Source organism: Lactobacillus sp. UMNPBX4 (assembly GCF_002554115.1).
GTDB classification, from domain to species: domain Bacteria; phylum Bacillota; class Bacilli; order Lactobacillales; family Lactobacillaceae; genus Lactobacillus; species Lactobacillus gallinarum.
The window spans coordinates 42,073-56,888 of the sequence record NZ_PCZF01000007.1; the positions used below are offsets into that span (position 1 = coordinate 42,073).

15 protein-coding genes are annotated in these 14,816 nt (G+C 35.0%); 2 read left to right on the forward strand and 13 right to left on the reverse strand.

Features of this window, described 5'->3' with window-relative positions:
* Positions 1 to 58: 58 nt before the first annotated feature.
* From CP355_RS02455 to CP355_RS02510, 11 genes are all read right to left on the reverse strand, one after another.
* Complete coding sequence (locus CP355_RS02455; RefSeq protein WP_098043820.1) at positions 59 to 964, reverse strand: ABC transporter; 906 nt, start codon at positions 962 to 964, stop codon at positions 59 to 61.
* Positions 965 to 1,103: 139 nt separating this feature from the next.
* Positions 1,104 to 2,066, reverse strand: coding sequence for a hypothetical protein (locus CP355_RS02460; protein ID WP_025005346.1), 963 nt, complete (start codon positions 2,064 to 2,066; stop codon positions 1,104 to 1,106).
* Positions 2,067 to 2,234: 168 nt separating this feature from the next.
* The gene (gene glnA, locus CP355_RS02470) at positions 2,235 to 3,572 is read right to left on the reverse strand and encodes a type I glutamate--ammonia ligase (RefSeq protein ID WP_025005345.1); all 1,338 of its coding nucleotides are present in this window, start codon (positions 3,570 to 3,572) and stop codon (positions 2,235 to 2,237) included.
* Positions 3,573 to 3,704: 132 nt separating this feature from the next.
* Positions 3,705 to 4,952: a methionine gamma-lyase family protein gene (locus CP355_RS02475; protein WP_098043821.1), complete on the reverse strand. Its 1,248-nt coding sequence runs from the start codon at positions 4,950 to 4,952 to the stop codon at positions 3,705 to 3,707.
* Positions 4,945 to 5,865, reverse strand: a complete 921-nt coding sequence (miaA, locus tag CP355_RS02480) for a tRNA (adenosine(37)-N6)-dimethylallyltransferase MiaA (protein WP_025005343.1) — start codon at positions 5,863 to 5,865, stop codon at positions 4,945 to 4,947. Before miaA ends, CP355_RS02475 begins: the two co-directional genes overlap by 8 nt.
* Positions 5,866 to 5,943: 78 nt before the next feature.
* Complete coding sequence (locus CP355_RS02485; protein ID WP_025005342.1) at positions 5,944 to 6,345, reverse strand: rhodanese-like domain-containing protein; 402 nt, start codon at positions 6,343 to 6,345, stop codon at positions 5,944 to 5,946.
* A gap of 58 nt (positions 6,346 to 6,403) precedes the next feature.
* On the reverse strand, positions 6,404 to 6,631 hold the full coding sequence (locus CP355_RS02490; protein ID WP_025005341.1) for a YqgQ family protein: 228 nt from the start codon (positions 6,629 to 6,631) through the stop codon (positions 6,404 to 6,406).
* Positions 6,632 to 7,312 carry a rhomboid family intramembrane serine protease gene (locus CP355_RS02495; RefSeq protein WP_087176485.1) on the reverse strand — a complete coding sequence of 227 codons (681 nt, stop codon included), beginning with the start codon at positions 7,310 to 7,312 and terminating at the stop codon, positions 6,632 to 6,634.
* Between the two features lie 19 nt (positions 7,313 to 7,331).
* Positions 7,332 to 7,892, reverse strand: coding sequence for a 5-formyltetrahydrofolate cyclo-ligase (locus tag CP355_RS02500; protein ID WP_098043822.1), 561 nt, complete (start codon positions 7,890 to 7,892; stop codon positions 7,332 to 7,334).
* A 48-nt stretch (positions 7,893 to 7,940) separates the two neighbouring features.
* On the reverse strand, positions 7,941 to 8,090 hold the full coding sequence (rpmG, locus tag CP355_RS02505; protein WP_003548272.1) for a 50S ribosomal protein L33: 150 nt from the start codon (positions 8,088 to 8,090) through the stop codon (positions 7,941 to 7,943).
* A 76-nt stretch (positions 8,091 to 8,166) separates the two neighbouring features.
* Entirely contained in the window at positions 8,167 to 10,275 is a 2,109-nt protein-coding gene (locus CP355_RS02510; protein WP_098043823.1) for a penicillin-binding protein 2, read from the reverse strand.
* A 90-nt stretch (positions 10,276 to 10,365) separates the two neighbouring features.
* On the opposite strand from CP355_RS02510, the gene CP355_RS02515 reads away from it, so the two are divergent.
* Complete coding sequence (locus tag CP355_RS02515) at positions 10,366 to 12,984, forward strand: YfhO family protein (protein ID WP_098043824.1); 2,619 nt, start codon at positions 10,366 to 10,368, stop codon at positions 12,982 to 12,984.
* Positions 12,985 to 13,064: 80 nt separating this feature from the next.
* The gene (locus tag CP355_RS02520) at positions 13,065 to 13,988 is read left to right on the forward strand and encodes an N-acetylglucosamine kinase (protein ID WP_098043825.1); all 924 of its coding nucleotides are present in this window, start codon (positions 13,065 to 13,067) and stop codon (positions 13,986 to 13,988) included.
* Positions 13,989 to 14,051: 63 nt separating this feature from the next.
* Here CP355_RS02520 and CP355_RS02525 read toward each other — a convergent pair whose 3' ends face one another.
* Both CP355_RS02525 and CP355_RS02530 read right to left on the reverse strand, forming a co-directional pair.
* Entirely contained in the window at positions 14,052 to 14,324 is a 273-nt protein-coding gene (locus CP355_RS02525; protein ID WP_025005336.1) for a helix-turn-helix transcriptional regulator, read from the reverse strand.
* Complete coding sequence (locus tag CP355_RS02530) at positions 14,317 to 14,730, reverse strand: type II toxin-antitoxin system RelE/ParE family toxin (RefSeq protein WP_369823209.1); 414 nt, start codon at positions 14,728 to 14,730, stop codon at positions 14,317 to 14,319. The genes CP355_RS02525 and CP355_RS02530 overlap by 8 nt, the downstream gene beginning before the upstream one ends.
* Positions 14,731 to 14,816 lie beyond the last annotated feature (86 nt).

Below are 14,816 nucleotides of genomic sequence, written 5' to 3' on the forward strand. Positions count from 1 at the left end.
ATATTATGAAAAAGAATAAATGCCAACTTTTAAAGCAAAAATTTCCTAAAACTTATACTTACTTTAAGCTTTTAAATTCAGCATTCACATTATTTTTAGCAATTGTTGTTGATTTCCAATAGGAATCAAGATAATCTCCGGTATCTACACTATAGGTTACTACCGCCGGATTTCTACCATTTTTTTGTACAGTATACAAAAAGCCAAAGTTTTGTGCTCCTAAGCTTTGGACATGATAACAATCAATACCATTAATATTCTCGATTCGAGCTCTAGCCCAGTGCTTAGTTTGTTGGAAGGATTCCGTAGTAACTACAGAAGTTGATATCCTATGAATCTCTTCTCCTTCAATAGTATGAGCAGTGATCACTAGCTTTTTACCCTTTTTATTGTACCAAATACCACGAAGTTTTTTAGGAATATAAGCTAACCCTGCATCCCCTTTAACCCCATATTTATTTGAAGTAATCCGAGCACCCAATACAGTCTTAGCAGATAATCTTTTCACTTCTTCAGATTTTTGATGATCATTTAAAAAAGTTAAAATCGAATTCAAACTAACAGTAGCTATTTTCTTTTTATGGTTAAAAAATGAGACTTCATCTTTCTTCAACGTGTAGAAAGTATTTTGTTCTTTTCCGTTACCAGTAACCTGGTAAATATAGCCCTGCCCTTTAAAAATACGGCTAAAACCTGTTTTACTTTTAATACTGATACTTAAATGATTTTTTACCGCTTGCTTATATGCGTCTTGCCATTTTCCTTTATATTTCATGGCTGCATAAATTGTAATTGCACTAGCCTGTGATGTCTTGGTTAATTTATTAGCAGTTAAATTCTTTGAAACTTGCTTTTGAGTATTGTTGTCGACACTTTTATCATGCTGAGTGGAATTTTGACTACAAGCACTGAGATTTAGAGCTGTAGCTATTAAAAAAATTAATACTAATATCTTTTTGCTCATTGCAATACTTTCAACATTCTTCCCGATAATACAAAAATACCCCTAACGAAAATTAGGGATACTAATTAGCATTTTTATTATATAGCATTTTACATTAGAAAGTTGATTTTGTTAAATTCATTAAAGCTTTTTTAGCAAATTAATCCATTTCTCGATAACGCAAATCATGGAACTTCTTTCCAGCATATTTTTGAGCTAATTCTGGTGTTTTCCAATATACCGCATCGGTCCATATGCCTGCACCTCCAGCTAATATTAATACAGGTTGACTTTCTTCTGTATGGAGAGCATAAAACTCACCATCGCCAGCGGTTTCATTCCAACCATAGATGTTATAGTACAGCTTATTATCTTTTGGCTTGCTTTCAGGCACTTTAAACTTAGAAATAGTTGCCCAATGCTTGGTTTTAGCCCAATAAGCCTTATCTTGATCATGATCACCGCGATCACGATCTGGGTTCATTTTATGCAGTTCTGTCGTAACTGTACGCCCATCTTCTGTCTCTTCGATAGTATGTTCAGTAAAAGTTACGGTTGCTTTTTCATGATTATCATATGAGTACCAAGTTCCTAGCATCTCTGCAGGTGCATTATCTAAACCTCTATCGCCTGCTATTTTCGTAGTACTAGAGCCATTTGAATTATTATCAGCTGTACCTAAAACCACATCATTAGCTAGTCTTTTAACAATGCCAGCACTATTATGTGTATTTAAATATTTAACCATTTTATCTACTGTAATTGAGCCTAATTCAGTTTGATTATCATAGATAAAAATCTGGTCATCATTTAATGTATAGCATGCTCCACTATTTTGTTTATCAGCACTTACTCCATATACATATCCCTGACCATTAGTGATTTTGGGATAATCGCTTCGATTATGAAAACTAATTTTTAAGCCATTAGTTCTTGCTTCATTTAATACTTTTACCCAAGTTCCATGATATTTATTTGCAGCACACACCGTAATAGCACTTGCAATTTCTTTAGGTGTCAGCTTTGTAGATAACCTGACTCCATCTTCATTTACGATTTTCTTAGAAGAATGTTTTTTGACTACCGCTATTTTCTTTTCTTGATGCTGCGTTTTATGACTCACGGGACTGCACCCTGTCAAAAGTAACAAACTACAACAAGTAATTAACCCAACTTTTATCTTTTTGTTCAACTTTTTTCTCCATCGTTATAATCAAAATATCCATTTTTGATTATACAACAAAAAACCTTCATAGCTTCGAACTATGAGGATTCTTATTAATTAGCTATTTTACCAGTTCATGTAACGTTGACGTTCCCAATCTGAAACTGATTGTGAATACTTAGACCATTCTAATTCTTTAGATTCAATAAAGCTATGAGTTAAGTGATCACCTAAAGCTGACTTGATTAAATCATCATTCTTAAATGCCTTAATTGCGTTGTGAAGAGTAGTTGGCAATGGTTTGATACCATGTTCTGCTCTTTCTTCTTCAGTCATTTCAAAGATGTTTTCTTCAACTGGCTTCATTGGCATCTTTTGTTCCTTAATGCCGTTAAGACCAGCAGTCAAACATGCAGCAAGTAAAAGATATGGGTTAGCAGTTGGGTCAGCTGAACGCATTTCCAAACGAGTGTTAATTTCACCAGCACTAGGAATACGTACAAGTGGTGAACGGTTCTTAGCAGCCCAAGCAATGTATACAGGAGCTTCAAAACCAGGAATCAAACGCTTGTATGAGTTAACAGTTGGGTTACCAATTGCAGTAATTGCACGAGCGTGCTCCAAAATACCATTTAAGAAGTAAAGAGCAGTATCTGAAAGGTGGAATTCACCATTTTCATCGTAGAAGACATTACGCTTACCCTTAAAGAGTGACATATTGTTGTGCATACCGTTACCAGCTTGGCCTTCAACAGGCTTAGCCATAAATGTAGCAAACAAACCATGCTTTCTTGCAATTTGACGAGTAACCATCTTGAAGGTTTGGCATCTATCTGCAGTAGTCAATGCATCATCAAATCTAAAGTCAATTTCTTGTTGACCATCACCTACTTCATGGTGAGCTGCTTCAACTTCAAAGCCCATACCTTCCAAAGTTTCAACGATTTCACGACGACATCTTGCGCCTTCATCATCTGAAGTCATATCAAAGTATGATGCATGATCTGGAACGTCGGTAGTCCAATTACCATCTTCATCTAACTTGAAAAGGTGAAATTCCATTTCAAAACCAATATCAAATGTATCAAAGCCTGCTTCTTTCATTTGACCAATAACACGCTTCAAGTTGTTTCTTGGGTCACCTGCAAAAGGTTTGCCATCAGTTGTATGAACTGAACAAATCAAACGTCCAATCTTACCACCGTGTTCATCACCCCAAGGTAAAACTGTCCAAGTTGAAAAGTCAGGATATAAAACCATGTCACTTTCTTCAAGACGAACAAAGCCATCAATTGAAGAACCATCAAAACGAATATCGTTATTCAAAACTTTGTCTAATTGACTCTTAGGTACTTCAACAGCCTTTTCAGTACCATTAATATCAGTAAAGCAAAGACGTAAAAATCTAACGTCTTTATCTTCAACTTCTTTTCTAATTTCTTCTGCAGTATATTGTTTACTCATAGTTTTATCCACCTATAAAAACAAAAATATTAAATTGATATGGTCCTATGATTTATTTTTATCTCCTAGAACTGACTAATACAATAGCAGACCAATTTATAAATGTCAAATTGGTCTAGTAAAAAATTAAAATTATTTTTGATTAAAGAATGTATCCCTTACAGCATTAATAACAGCTACTTTATCATGCGCATATGTTAAGCCACCTTGCATATAAACCGCATAAGGTGGTCTAACTGGACCATCTGCAGAAAACTCAATAGTTGAGCCTGAAACAAAGTTCCCCGCTGCCATAATAATCTTATCTTCGTAGCCTTCCATTGGAACTGCTTCTGGAGTAACAAAAGAGTCAATTGGAGAATTCTTTTGTACTTCTTGAACGAATTTGATCATTTTGTCAGGATCATTAAAGATAATTGTTTCAATAATGTCGCTACGCTTTTCATCCCATGCGGGAGTGACATTCATTCCCATTTTAGCAAACAAGGCTGCCGCAAAAATCATACCTTTTTCAGCCATACCAGTTACATTAGGTGCTAAGAAAAAGCCCTCATAGAAGTCATGCAAGTTACCAATTGTTGCTCCTTCATCAGTGCAACCTGGAGCGGTAAGTGCAAGACGAGCATTTTCCACTAAATCTTTTTTACCGACAATATAGCCACCCATCTTAGCAAGACCACCACCGGCATTCTTTATTAAAGAACCGGCCATTAAATCTGCGCCATATTCGGTTGCTTCATGCTTTTCAGAAAATTCACCGTAGCAATTATCAATGAAGACAATACTTTGTGGACTAACTTTCTTAACAAAAGCAATCATCTCTTTAATTTGGTCGATAGTAAAAGTCTTACGAGTCGAATAACCACGTGATCTCTGGATCGCTACCACCTTAGGCTGATCTCTACGGAGAATCTTCTCAGCTTCATCATAGTCAACCAAATTATCTTTTAGCGGAACATATGAAAACTTAACGCCTTTTTCAGCCAAAGTGCCACGCTTGTCATCAGTTAAACCAATTACCTTTTGCAAAGTATCATATGGCATCCCCGTCAAATAAGTCAAAGTATCGCCATATTTCAAATTACCATTCAATGCTGTAAACAAAGTATGAGTACCTGAAACAAACTGAGGGCGCACTAATGCATCTTCCGTGTCAAAGACTTGCGCATAAACTCGATCTAACTTATCACGACCAATGTCATCATCACCATAGCCTGTAGCACCGTTTAAATCAGCTTCTGCTACGCTATTATCTTGAAATGCTTGCAATACCTTAGCCTGGTTATAAACAATCTGATCCTCAATTTCTGCCAATTTAGGAGCTATTTGTTTATCTACTTCTTTTACTATTTTTTGCAATTCATCTGATATATTATTCATTCTTCCATGCCTCTACTTTTTCAATAATTTTTGCCTTACAATCAGGATCATTTAATGGATCAAACCAATTAACTGGCAACTGATTTCTAAAGTATGTCAGCTGTCTCTTCGCATACCGCCTAGATGCAGTTTTAAGTTGCTCAACGCACTCGTCTAAAGCTTTTTTGCCTTCAAAATAAGGAAAAAATTCTTTATATGCGATAGCTTGCAATACTTGATGTTCTTTATCCCTATTTTGATAAATAAACTTTGCCTCCTCTAGCATCCCCTTTTGCATCATGCGATCAACGCGCAAATTAATTCGGCGATAAATTTCTTGCCTGTCAGAATTTAAACCAATAATCAGATAATCATATCTAGGTTCAATCTTTTTTTGTTGTTGTGAAAATTTTTCACCTGTACGATCAATCACCGTTAATGCCCGCATCGTTCTGCGCGAATTAGGAACTGGGATTTTCTTAGCAGCTTCTGGATCTTTTTCATTTAAAATATCCCACAACTTTTGCGGTCCATTCTGCTTTAAATAAACTTCCCACTTTTGGGAAGTTCCGCTGTCTTCGTCCTTTTTTTCTCCCAACTGCATTTTATTCAACAGAGCATTAACGTAAAAGCCTGTTCCGCCTGCTAAAATAGGAAATTTACCTTTTTCACTAATATCTGTGATCGCCTTAGTAGCTTCACCAACAAAATCTTTGACAGAATATTCATCAAATACTGATCGTGTATCAACTAAATAATGCTTAACTTCTGCCTGCTCTTCTTTAGTTGCCTTAGCTGTACCGACTTCCACTTCTTGGTAAACTTGCATAGAATCACCAGAGACAATCTCACCATTTAATGTTTTCGCCAAAGAAATTGCCAAATTTGTTTTACCAATGGCAGTTGGCCCTACTATTGCTAGTACTTTTTGCATATCATCATCTTTTCAATTTTATTTTTGATACAAAAAAGCACATTTAGGCTCCTTCAGCTCTAAATGTGTCTTTTTTTATTAATATTTAGACTTTTTAGTTCTACCATCCCAAGTTTCAAAACCACCTTTAAGCCAGTGGATTGAAACAAAGCCCTTCTTCTTTAAGAAACGGGCAGCTCTCAAAGTAATTGTGTTTGAATCTGAGTAAAGATAAACCGGTAAATCACTTCTAAGTTCATTATATTGGTATTTAAGCATTGTATATGGCAAATTGCGGGCACCATCAATATGCTTGCGCTTAAACGGTTCTTTTTCACGCAGATCGATAATTTGTGCCTTGCGCATGCCTGCTTTAAATTCTTCATTAGTCAATTCACCGCCGATAGATTTGGCTTGGATCTTATTCCATCCCCAAATACCTACAAAAACTAAAATAATGGCTAATAAAACTAAATCTAAGATAATTAAAAAACTCGACATAAACCTTAATCTGCCCTTCCATAAAAACTTACAAATATAATGATACCGCTAAACTAATTTACTTGCTATCCTTTTTCTTTTTATCTTCCTCTTTTAGTTCTTCGATTCTATGTTCTCTACGTAAAATCAATTTTGCAATCATATAATCATGTTTATCAATTAAACCGGCTTTATTGATATTATCAAGTTCGAGCGCCATCAATTCAATATCCCAGATTCTTTTACCAACATGAACTAAAATGCCATATTTTTCTAAAAGTTGTTGTACATCGTATAAAGTCTTCATTTAAAAGTTAATAACCATTCCTGTTCTAACAGTCCACACTATATAAACGATCAAAACAGCGCCCGCTAAAACGCGCCACTTAGGATTATACGTCCGCATTACGCGATCACCTAAAATGATAGCTAGCAAGAAGCCAGTTATTAAACCACCAATATGACCCCAAATATCAATACCGGGTACAAAAATATCTAACGCTAAATTAATCAGTGCTAAGACAAAAGCTTGTCTTCCTAAAAAACTAATTATTGGATTATGGAAATTACGCAAGCCAATGGCAACCATAGCCCCAAAAAGTCCGAACAAGGCTGTTGAAGCTCCTGCACTTAAACTTCGATCTGAACTAAAAGTCAAACTAAATAAATTACCACCAACTCCAGCCAATAAATACGTAACTAAAAAGCGCGTATGACCCATAATTGGCTCCATATATTGACCCATGTAATAGATAATGACAGCATTTGATATTAAATGCATGACACCAATATGCAAAAACTGAGCAGTAAATAAACGCCACCATTGATGACCAGCGACTACCGCATAATTATTCATTGCTCCCATTTTCATCAAAACATTGACGTTTTCGGAGCCACCTAAAAAGACTTCAACTAAAAAGACTATTAATAAAACTATTAAAATTCCTAAGGTCACAAATATTTGTGAGAGGTTAATTTTTTGCTTCATTCCAGCCTCCTTAAATTAATTAATGTGTTTCAGTAGTTATCAGCGTCTGAACTGGTATATCAGTGTTTTCAACAGGCCATTCAGCATGTTGGAATCGCATCTGAGAATTCACTAGTGATACAGTCTTAGGATTATATTTTGCTAAAAAGCGATCGTAATAGCCGCCACCAAAACCAAGACGAACGTGAGAATCAAGTGCAAATGCTAATCCAGGCACAATCACCAAGTCCAAATGATTATTAACCATAGCATCTGGGTCAGCGATTTCCTCTACACCAAAACTAGATTTTTTCAATTTACTCATATATGTGTAATGCAAAAAATTTAAAGTATGATCTTGATCATTTTCAGCTTTGGCCAAATATACCTCTTTACCCTCATCCCATAAATGAGCAATTACTTCGGAAGTATCCACCTCTAAAGGTAGAGAAGCAGTTATTCCAATAGTTTGACTATTTTTGATTAAATCAGATTCCATTAACTTTTTAAGTAAAATTGTATCTTCTAATTTTTTATCTTCAGTTTTGGCAAAACGCTTTAATTTATTTATTTGTATTTTTCTTAATTCTGACTTTTTCATTTTTTACCTACAAAAAATAGCAGGCACACAACCTGCTACTTTGATTTATTACTTAGTTTCACGGTGAAGTGTTGCGCGTCTTTCAACTGGGCAATACTTCTTCAAAGATAAACGTTCCGGATGCTTACGCTTGTTCTTCTTAGATAAGTAACTTCTATCGCCACATTCGGTGCATTCTAAAATGATGTTATCTGCCATTTTTTTCACCACCTACACTTTTATTCTGACTGTACTAGAATAGCATTTTTCAAGCAATTTGACCAGTGTTAATTCTTTATTTTGTTGAATGAAGTTTAAAATAATCCTGAATCATTGCTTTAGCGACTTGCAAAGTATACTTCCCTTCCATGTCTGGATCAAGACCTGGGAACACCACAGCTACAGCAAGCTTTGGATTTTTAGATGGAGCGTAACCAATGAAAGTAGCGTTAATTAATTCAATATTATGTTTTCTATTAGGGTGTTCAGCATCATAGTAGAAAGTTTGGGCAGTACCAGTTTTACCTGAAACTGATGGTTTAACATCTTTCAAGTAGTGAGCAGTACCCCAACCATTTGTACCATGTACTACACGCCAGAATCCTTTTCTAACTACGTTTAATTCATCTGGAGTCCATGGAATAGACTGTTGAACGTTTGGCTTCTTATTGTAGTTAATATAAATCTTCTTGCCGTCTTTACTTGTCTTCCCAACAGACTGCACAATATATGGCTGCATTCTATAACCACCATTAGCAATTGTAGATACATATTGAGCAAGCTGAATTGGTGTATAAGCATCATAGTTACCATATGCCAAGTCAAGTACTGAACCAGAAAGAATATTTCCTTTAGAATTGAAGGACTTACCTTCAATTCCGGCAACTTCACCAGGAAGGTCAACACCAGTCTTTTGACCAAGACCAAACATTGCAAAGTTTCTTCTTAAAGTATTAAAAGCATTGTCTGGCATATGGATGTAGGTCTTAGGTACATATTTTGCACCAACCCAATTCATTGCTAAGTTCATCATATAGATGTTACTTGAAACTTCTAGCGCTGTTTCGGCATCCAATGAACTGAATGTTCCGACTGGGTAAACAGATTTCTTAACTGGTGAACCTGGAAGATAAATTGGCGTATCGGGCAAAGTGTTGCTAGTAGGAGTAATAACTTTATTAATCAAACCACCAGAAACAGTTGCACCCTTAACTACTGACCCCATAACAAATGACTGATTGATTACACCTAAGGCATTATCGGTAGTCTTGCCTGTATTCGTATTACGGTTAATACCAGCTACCGCTAATAATGCTCCCGTATTTGGATTCATTGCCACGGCGTAGGCACCGTTAGAATAGCGAGCTGCTCCTGCACCAATAGCTGAACCATAAATTCGCTTCAAAGATGCCTGAACTTCCTTTTGATACTTGGCATCAATCGTCAACATTAAGCTGGCACCAGCTTGTCCATCATAAACTGTCTTAGTCTGTTGAATATTACCATTAGACTTAGTAGTTACCTTGCTAGTTGACTTCGTTCCTTTTAATAGCGGTTCATATTCCTTTTCCAAATATGAAGTACCTACTCGATCATTACGAGAATAGCCATTTCTCAAGTAGTACTGCAAGTTATCGCTAGGTAATCCGGATTTTTCAGTAGAAACTGAACCAATAATACTTTGGATAGATGAACCATTTGGATAAGATCTTTGCCAGTCAGTTCCGATACCGACACCTGGCAACTCTGATAGGTGTTCACCCACTTGAGCGATTTCCTTATCAGTTAAGCCCTTATTTTTGATATAAATAGTTGATAAAGTATAGGCACCAGAAATCTTATTAAAGATCAATGCGGCCGTTTTTTGCTTTTCAGTTAACTTAGGATCCATTTTTTCAACATAAGCAATTGCGGCTTGGTAAACCTCGGAATTAGTTTTCTTATTTCCGCTTGCATCTACCTTAGCTGATTTAGGCAATTCAGCTGAAATCTTAGTATTATTATCTTCATCAGCTAAATAATAATCGGCAATCATTTGCTTTGTCGGCTTTTCATCTGTAATCTTAATATAGTTGCTCAACGCATTAGAAATTTGATATATCTGCGTTGTGGTGGTCGAAGCACTCTTAGTATAAGTGATAGCATTAGTAGCCTTATTTCCTACTAATACATGTCCCTTAGCATCATACATAACACCTCGCGGCACCTGATTTGAAACAACTGTCGAATCCGATTGTTGTACTTCTGCTTTAAAACGAGATCCATATACTAGCTGTAAATAAGCCAGTTGTCCGATCAACATCGCAAAAAGCACAAGGATAACCCCTACGATGATTCGCATTCTTATTGGAGTAGAAGACTGTTTATTTGAACCAGTCCCACTATTTTTTCTAAAATAATCCACGTATATCGTCCCTTACTAAAACTGTATGTATTTTAACAAAAACTGAACGTTAATTCTACGATTGAGAATGGAGCTTAGCTAAATTTTAAGATGAATAATTATTTTACTATCCATAAATTATTTACTGCTAAAAAAAATCTTCTTTTTTTATTAAGTTTTATTTTACCTGGTTTAATTTTCTTCAGCTACTTCTTTTATACCAAAAATGGCGTTTTAACAGTAGACCTGGGGCAACAATATGTTGATTTCCTCGCTTTTTTTAGAAATAACTTGTTTTCTCATCCCCTTCGCTTAATTTATTCCTTTTCAAATGGATTAGGCGGATCGATGTTAGCAACAGATGCTTATTATCTTTTTAGCCCGTTTAATTTACTTTTATTCTTATTTCCAGAAAATTTATTACCGCAAGCTATTTTAATAATTATCGGACTAAAAATCGCTACAAGTGGCTTAACTAGTTATTATTACTGGCAGCAAAAAATAAATATGCCATTCTACGCTTTAGCTGCAAGCAGCGCCTATGCATTATCAGGATATGTTATCGCCAACCACTTCAACTTGATGTGGCTAGATTCAGTTATACTTTTGCCTCTTTTAATTAATGAAATCGATCGCACGCTAAAGCAAGAGAAAAGCCATCTAATCTTAATCACATTTTTACTGTGGTTTACCAATTTTTATACCGCATTTATGACATTAGCTTTTGGCTTTCTTTATTTATTGACCCAGATTTTCTTCTTCAATAGAAAAAAGCAATGGTCTATTTTTAAATCATATTTAATAAAAAGTATTTTGGGGTCTTTTTTAGATGCTTTTATGTTATTGCCAGTTTTTATTGAAATGTTGCAAGGAAAGGCAGCATCTTCTGCAAATTGGTCATGGGGATTTCAATTTATCCCATATAATCAAATAACTAAGCTTGCCGATGGTGCTTATAATTTTCATGAAATGCAAGAAGGGATGCCAAATATTTTTATTCCTCTTCCTTTTTTGTTGTTGACTATTCTTTACTTTCTAAATAAAAAAATTAATTGGAAAACTAAATTAGCTAATGGCCTCCTGCTTTTATTTTTAATCGCTTCACTATTTTGGACACCATTAGTCTTACTATGGCACTTAGGTCAATTTCCTGTCTGGTACCCTGGTCGCTTTAGTTTTGTGTTGATTTTTTTAGCTTTAAACTTAGCAATCATCGCATTAAATCAGCAAGAAAAAATCAAACTATGGCAAGTTCTGCCATTAGCTATTGTTGCTTTGGGACTGATTCTTTTTGTCACGTTTAATGATCAATCATTTGATTTCTTAAATGAAAATGCTCAAATTGCCACAGGAGCTTTTTTAGCTTTGGGCTTACTGTTTATCGCTTTTATTTATAATAAAAACAATTATGCAGCAATATTCTTTTATTTAATAATTGAATTGGAATTGGTAATTAATTTGGTCTTATCATTAGGAAATTTGGCCTATCAAAAAAATTACGATTATCAAAATTTTGTAAAAAATACAACGCAAGTTACTAACTATGAAACTAATCATGATCAAAGCTTATATAGAACCGAAAAGAATTTTTATCGTTCCGATGATGATCCATTTAGTGCTAATTATTATGGTTTGAGCAACTTCAATTCCATCTCCAACCAACATGTGCTGTCGCTGTTAAATAATCTAGGTTTTGTTAATAACAGCAATTCTTATACCAATTTTGGCGGTACTCCAATTACTGACGATCTTTTTGGCATTAAATATTACATTCTTCCTAATGAAGAAATCACCCCACTTAAAGAAAAAAAACAAATGAAATATGATAATAAAAATCAAAGAATCGACGTTGGTGATTATCATTTACAAAAACGATTTAACCAATTAATTTTAATGAAAAATAATTATGCACTGCCACTTTTATTTTTATCACCAACTTCTACCAAAAAGATGAAGTTCGATCCTAGTAATATCACTAAAAATCAAACTCAATTTTTACAAGCGGCAACTGGCAATACTACTACTCTCTTCCATAATGTAATTTGGCCCGATCCAAAAAAGATTAATGTTTCAAGTTGGGATGGCGGCTGGATGCAATATTCCAAAAAGAGAAAGAATAAATCAGCTCGTCTAATTTTTAACCTTAGGCCTAAAACAAATTCTTCTTATTATCTCGAGTTGCCTGGTGATATTGATGACAACGCTATTGATATGTACGTTAACGGTAGTTTCGTTAACCTTACAGTACGTGATTCAAATACTCGACTGATAAATTTAGGAAGTAGACAAAGTGGCCAACGTATCCAAATTGCTATTACTCTGAAAAAAGACAATTTAGACTTAAATGCAGCAAATTTATGGCGTTTAGATACCAAAAAGCTAGCCCAAGAAATGCATTCATTTAAGCAAATTCAACCTCAAATTACTCAACCCTCTGCCTTGGTTATCAAATCCAATCATTTTTCCCTTCATAAAAAAATGACCATGAAATCTACTATCCCAAGTAGTATTAACTGGTTAGTAATTGATAATGGTAAAATTCTTCATAAAAATAAAGTATTATTTGCTAATGCTTTTCTGAGTTTTAACCTTAATCCCGGTAAACATCAGATAACTTTGATTTATATTCCATGGATTCTCATAACCGGCTTATTAATCAGCTTGATTACCTTAGTAATTTACATAAAAATAAACAAAAGTATCAGTGTTAGCGTTAACATGGAAAAATAATACTAGACCTATAATATAAAAATGTAATAAAATGAATACGTTATCATATGGATAAATTAATATAGAAAGAAGATTTGAATATGGCTCTTACATACCAAATTGGTGTAGATGCAGGCGGTACTCACTCAACTGCCATTGCATATGACGAAAACGGCAAAGAACTTGGTCGCGCAGAAGGCGGTCCTGGTCAAATTAACGCTGATTACGAAGGCGGAATTAAAAACATCTCAGATACTATTAACGAATTGTTAAACAAGATTGACGGCGACTGTATGCGCGTTTTAGTAGGTATTGCCGGTCTTTCAGTTGTTGGTAACGCACCTGAAGTTGCTGCTACTATTTCATCAAGAATCAACAACTTACCTACCCGTGCTATTACTGACTCACTCTTAGCCCTTTATGCTGGTCTTGAAGGTGATGACGGTGCTCTTGTTATCGCTGGTACTGGTTCAGTATACAACGGCTTACAAAACGGTCACTTAATCGCTGTTGGTGGTTACGGTAACATTTTAGGTGACGAAGGTTCAGGTTATGCTATTGCTCGTTCAGCTATGCAATCTGCACTTCTTAGCTGGGACAAGCGTGAAGATAACGCACTTATTCCAATGTTCACTAAGTTATTCGGCGTAGAACACATGGATGAATGTAACGCTAAATTCTACAGAATGTCTAATCCTGAAGTTGCCGGCATGGCAGTTCATGTTGCTAAGCTTGCAGATGAAGGCAGCGATGACGCAATCAAGATCATCCAACATCAAGCTCACTTGTTAGCTCGCGATATTATTATTGGTCTTAATCGTTACGAAGATCCAAAGCCAATGAAGATTGCTTTGACTGGTTCAGTTTTGGCTAACAACGAAATGATGAGAGGACTTATTGAAGACGAAGTTAAGGATAAATACCCTGACGCAATCTTCTCCATCTCAAATGGTGAAAACGCTCGTGCCGTATTATTCGACAAGAGTAAAGATTACCGTTACTTCACTAACCACGAAGATCGTTAATTTAAAACAAAGAAAAAGCTCACAGCTTTTACAAATTGTAGAAGTTGTGGGCTTTTTTGATTATTATGAAATTACAATTCTCATAGTTTTATTCATTGCATTTGCAAGTTTAGAAAGCGTTTTGGTACTCGTACTGTATCCACGTTCAATACGAGCTACTGTACTTTGAGGTACACCAGCCTTTTCAGCTAGTTCACGTTGCGTTAAGCCCGCATCTTCTCTAGCTTTTAAAAGTGCCACTGAGCTACTAAACTGAGCCATATCTTTTTCAAATGCTTTTTTAAATCCCGGATTTTTCATTTTTTCTTGAATTACATCATCAATACTTTTACTCATAATTTTTCCTTTCATAATATTCATTTCTTATATCATGAGCATGCTTAATTTCTCGAAGAGGCGTCTTTTTGGTCGTTTTTGTAAAACCATGCGTAATTATGTACTTGTCACCATCTACGTGAAAGTACAAACCTCTCATCCGTTTATTAGAGAATCTAGCCCTAAGTTCAAAAATATTTGAATCAATTACTCCTACCCAATGTTGCTGAATAGCGACACTTATACCATTAAGCTCTACTTGCTTAATAAGTGATAACAATTTTGCCTGTTCCTTAACTGTCAATGAATTCAAATACTCATAAAATTCATTATGATCGTTTAAACGCTCGTACATTTCAAATTTTAGCTTTTTTCGCGCATTACTCCCTTTTTTTGATAGCAAATATACTATCAAATTCATATACATAAGAATCAAAATTTACCTCCCACTATTTATTCGAAAATTGCAATTTCAAATTGAACACTTTTGAAAATTAAATTCTGTATATTGAA

What these genes read in the sequence shown, in the direction of transcription:
- CP355_RS02455 (WP_098043820.1), bottom strand. Translation starts at nt 964, where the DNA reads ATGAGCAAAAAGATATTAGTATTAATTTTTTTAATAGCTACAGCTCTA.
- glnA (WP_025005345.1), bottom strand. Translation starts at nt 3,572, where the DNA reads ATGAGTAAACAATATACTGCAGAAGAAATTAGAAAAGAAGTTGAAGAT.
- CP355_RS02475 (WP_098043821.1), bottom strand. Translation starts at nt 4,952, where the DNA reads ATGAATAATATATCAGATGAATTGCAAAAAATAGTAAAAGAAGTAGAT.
- miaA (WP_025005343.1), bottom strand. Translation starts at nt 5,865, where the DNA reads ATGCAAAAAGTACTAGCAATAGTAGGGCCAACTGCCATTGGTAAAACA.
- CP355_RS02485 (WP_025005342.1), bottom strand. Translation starts at nt 6,345, where the DNA reads ATGTCGAGTTTTTTAATTATCTTAGATTTAGTTTTATTAGCCATTATT.
- CP355_RS02490 (WP_025005341.1), bottom strand. Translation starts at nt 6,631, where the DNA reads ATGAAGACTTTATACGATGTACAACAACTTTTAGAAAAATATGGCATT.
- CP355_RS02495 (WP_087176485.1), bottom strand. Translation starts at nt 7,312, where the DNA reads ATGAAGCAAAAAATTAACCTCTCACAAATATTTGTGACCTTAGGAATT.
- CP355_RS02500 (WP_098043822.1), bottom strand. Translation starts at nt 7,892, where the DNA reads ATGAAAAAGTCAGAATTAAGAAAAATACAAATAAATAAATTAAAGCGT.
- rpmG (WP_003548272.1), bottom strand. Translation starts at nt 8,090, where the DNA reads ATGGCAGATAACATCATTTTAGAATGCACCGAATGTGGCGATAGAAGT.
- CP355_RS02515 (WP_098043824.1), top strand. Translation starts at nt 10,366, where the DNA reads ATGAATAATTATTTTACTATCCATAAATTATTTACTGCTAAAAAAAAT.
- CP355_RS02520 (WP_098043825.1), top strand. Translation starts at nt 13,065, where the DNA reads ATGGCTCTTACATACCAAATTGGTGTAGATGCAGGCGGTACTCACTCA.
- CP355_RS02525 (WP_025005336.1), bottom strand. Translation starts at nt 14,324, where the DNA reads ATGAGTAAAAGTATTGATGATGTAATTCAAGAAAAAATGAAAAATCCG.
- CP355_RS02530 (WP_369823209.1), bottom strand. Translation starts at nt 14,730, where the DNA reads ATGTATATGAATTTGATAGTATATTTGCTATCAAAAAAAGGGAGTAAT.